The following is a 2,812-nucleotide window of genomic DNA, read 5'->3' as shown; positions in this document are numbered from 1 at the left end:
GTGCTTTCGGTGCTGAAGCTGTTCCTGATGCCAGCGCTGGTCCTGGTCTTCGTCTGGCTGCTCGGCTTGCCGCCCTTGACGGCCAAGGTGGCGGTGATGGTGGCCGCGATGCCATCCGGCGTCAATTCCTATCTGATCGCGGTGCAGTTCAACACCGGCCAGGCGTTGGCGTCGAACCAGATGACCATCGCCACGGCCTGCGCCGCCGTCACCACCGCTTTCTGGCTGACTGTTGTCTTGCACGTTTTCGGGTAAGGCATCGGGGTAAGCACGTCGCCTGCTCTCGTCTCGCTGTGGCCCAAGCCCTATATGCCATCTTGCGATTGCTTGCGGGCCTTGCCCTCGGTAAAGAGCAGTGGCTCCGGCGTGCCGGCTTCAGTCCATGGCGCACGCTCACCGAAGATTTCACAGACCGGCCCGTCAGGGCGCTGAACGGAGGATAGACCATGCTTCAGAAAACCAGCCATTTCATGCGGCAGGCCAATCTCATCAACGGCGAGTGGGTGCAGGCCGACAGCGGCCAGACGGTCGACGTCAACAATCCGGCCACCGGTCTCAAGATCGGCACCGTGCCGAAGTCGGGCAAGGCCGAGACGCGCCGCGCCATCGAGGCCGCCGCCGTCGCCTTCAAGTCGTGGCGCAAGACCACCGCGCTCGAGCGCTCGAAGCTGCTGCGCAAGCTGCATGACGCGATGATGGACAATCAGGACGTGCTGGCCGAACTGCTGACCATCGAGCAGGGCAAGTCGCTGTTCGAATCGAAGGGCGAGATTGGCTCCGCCGCCGCCTATATCCTGTGGTTCGCCGAGGAAGGCCGCCGCACCTATGGCGATGTCGTGCCCTCACCATGGGCGGACCGCCGCATCCTGGTGACCAAGGAGCCGGTCGGCGTCATTGCCGCCATCACGCCATGGAATTTCCCGTCCTCGATGCTGGCTCGCAAACTCGGCCCGGCGCTCGCCGCCGGCTGCACCGCGGTGGTCAAGCCGGCGTCGCAGACGCCGTATTCGGGTCTCGCCTGGGGCGCGCTCGCCGAGGAAGTCGGCTTCCCCAAGGGCGTCGTCAACATCCTGACCGGTTCGGCCAGCGAGATCGGCGACGAGATCTGCGCCAATCCGCTGGTGTCGAAGATCACCTTCACCGGATCGACCGAAGTCGGCAAGCTTCTCATCCAGAAGTCGTCGGTCACCGTCAAGAAGGTATCGATGGAGCTCGGCGGCAACGCGCCGTTCATCGTTTTCGACGACGCCGACCTCGAGCGCGCGGTCGCCGGTGCGATCACCGCCAAGTACCGCAATTCCGGCCAGACCTGCGTTTGCACCAACCGCTTCCTGGTTCAGGCCGGTGTCTATGACAAGTTCGTCGAGAAGCTCGCTGCCGCCAGCAACGGGCTGAAGGTCGGCTCCGGCCTCGAGGACGGCGTGCAGCAGGGACCGCTGATTGACGAGAAGGCGGTCGAAAAGGTCGAGGAACTGATCGCCGACGCCACATCCAAGGGCGGCAAGATAGTCGCCGGCGGCAAGCGCCATGCGCTCGGCGGTTCGTTCTTCCAGCCGACGGTCATCGCCAACGCGACACCCAAGATGCGCTTCATGAAGGAAGAGATCTTCGGCCCGGTCGCACCGGTGTTCAAGTTCGAGACCGAAGAGGAAGCCGTCGCCCTCGCCAACGACACCGAATTCGGCCTCGCCTGCTACTTCTATACGGGCGATCTCGGCCGCGCCTTCCGTGTGATGGAAGGGCTGAAATACGGCATGGTCGGCGTCAATGAAGGCCTCATCACTACGCCGGAAGCGCCGTTCGGCGGCGTCAAGGAATCCGGCCTCGGCAAGGAAGGCGGACATCAGGGCATCGAGGATTACCTCGACACCAAATATGTCTGCATCGGCGGCCTCGGCCTCTGATAGGCTATCCCTGAGATGAGCAGGCCGATAGCCTGCCCATCTCTCGTGGGAAAACCAGCCGAAGTCTTCTGGATCAACTGGCATTTACGGGCATGGCGATGAAGGACGGCGAGGTTTTCGGCACGACGCAGGCTGGCGAGCAGGTGCGTCGCTTCACGATCAGGGGCGGCGGCATCACAGCCAACATCATCGGTCTGGGCGCGATCATCCAGGATCTGCGCCTGACCGGGCACGATGCTCCGCTGGTGCTCGGCTATGACAGCCTGGAAGGCTACGAGACGGATACGGCGTTCTTCGGTGCTGTCGTTGGCCGCTACGCCAACCGCATCCGTGACGGCCGCTTCACCATTGGCGGCAGCCGCTACCAGACCGAGCAAAACTTCCTCGACAAGCATACGCTGCATGGCGGCTCGCAAGGTTACTCCCACCGGCCGTGGACGGTTTCCTTGCATGGCAGGGATTTCGTCACGCTGACCCTGCACGATCCCGACGGCGCGATGGGTTTTCCCGGCGCGCTTGATGTCACCTGCACCTACCGGTTGAAGATCCCCGGCACGCTTAGCGTCGAGCTGACAGCCACCTGTGAGGAGCCGACGCTGTGCAATCTCACCCAGCATTCCTACTTCAACCTGGACGATGGCGGCGCCGGAGACATTCTCGACCACAGGATGATGTTGAATGCCGGCGCCTATCTGCCGGTCGATGGCGACATGATCCCGACCGGGGTGGTCAAGCCGGTTGACGGCACGCCGTTCGATTTCCGCCAGGCGCGGCCGTTGCGCATGGAGACCGAGGGCGAACAGCTGCCCTACGACCAGAATTTCTGCCTCGCTTCGACACGCGGGCCGCTCAAACAGGCGGCGTGGACGCAAGGCGCCAGTTCCGGTGTCGAGATGGAGGTCTGGACC

At 63.4% G+C, this 2,812-nt stretch carries 3 protein-coding genes; all 3 read left to right on the top strand.

The genetic code is table 11. The annotated features are described in order from the left end of the window. On the top strand, nucleotides 1-255 hold a 255-nt coding region (locus tag EN906_RS29585; RefSeq protein ID WP_206529200.1), incomplete at its 5' end, for an AEC family transporter. Nucleotides 256-446: 191 nt separating this feature from the next. Continuing rightward, nucleotides 447-1,904 (top strand): NAD-dependent succinate-semialdehyde dehydrogenase, encoded by a 1,458-nt coding sequence (locus EN906_RS29580; RefSeq protein WP_127267428.1) that lies wholly within the window; start codon nucleotides 447-449, stop codon nucleotides 1,902-1,904. A 92-nt stretch (nucleotides 1,905-1,996) separates the two neighbouring features. Then, nucleotides 1,997-2,812 (top strand): aldose epimerase family protein (locus tag EN906_RS29575; protein WP_164777449.1); only part of this gene is annotated, 816 nt, incomplete at its 3' end.

The sequence above is a fragment of the Mesorhizobium sp. M7A.F.Ca.CA.004.06.1.1 genome (genome assembly GCF_003999135.1).
GTDB lineage: Bacteria > Pseudomonadota > Alphaproteobacteria > Rhizobiales > Rhizobiaceae > Mesorhizobium.
This window is presented reverse-complemented; position numbering and strand designations above follow the sequence as displayed.

Bases quoted from the DNA above. Each gene is read 5' to 3' on its own strand.
- EN906_RS29580 (WP_127267428.1), top strand. From the start codon at position 447: ATGCTTCAGAAAACCAGCCATTTCATGCGGCAGGCCAATCTCATCAAC.